The sequence below is a fragment of the Photorhabdus sp. RM71S genome (assembly GCF_042879355.1).
Taxonomy (GTDB): domain Bacteria; phylum Pseudomonadota; class Gammaproteobacteria; order Enterobacterales; family Enterobacteriaceae; genus Photorhabdus; species Photorhabdus kayaii.
In genome coordinates, this window is record NZ_JBHFKV010000168.1 from 1 (window position 1) to 633 (window position 633).

The window sequence follows — 633 nt, forward strand, 5'->3', positions numbered from 1 at the left end:
GCTTTCAGGTGCTGTAATTCGGCTTCGGGAATGCGGGCCATATCGTTAATCCTTTAAAAAATACGTCAAGGTCTATATTGACCTATTTTAAACAGGACATTAGAATGCTTTCAAGAATTAATTTTCAGGAGGGGATTTAGCATGTGGAACAAACAACTAACTTGGCTATGTTTGTCCATGACTGATTTTGGTAAAAACCTCTCATCTATTCGTAAATCAAGGCAGTTAACACAACTGAAACTGGCGGACCTGTTGGATATTCAGCCTCGTATGGTGGGGCGCTGGGAACAGGGGAAAGCCAAGCCTCAGTTTGATTACATCATCAAGCTGGCGCAGATATTAGAGGTCAGTATTGACCATCTGTTATTGGGTGATAAAGGCAGTGCCGCCCCGGAGTTTGATATCAAAAACAAGCGGCTAAAAGAGTTGTGTAAACAGGCCGATGCATTGAAGCCGGAAGATCAGGAAGTGATTTGTCATTTTCTGGATATGGCTATCACGCAAGACAAGATAAAGCAGGTGATTAAGCGATAATCTGTTGATATTTAGCGCGGGGATAACGGGCTGGCACCCGTTACCGCCGCTCACCACAGCAACTATAGGAGTAGTGACTATGGCTAAGGCGCATTCTAA

General features: G+C 44.1%; 1 protein-coding gene. It reads left to right on the forward strand.

Annotated elements, in window-relative coordinates:
* Positions 1 to 141 precede the first annotated feature (141 nt).
* On the forward strand, positions 142 to 534 hold the full coding sequence (locus tag ACGF5R_RS24325; RefSeq protein WP_021327089.1) for a helix-turn-helix domain-containing protein: 393 nt from the start codon (positions 142 to 144) through the stop codon (positions 532 to 534).
* Positions 535 to 633 lie beyond the last annotated feature (99 nt).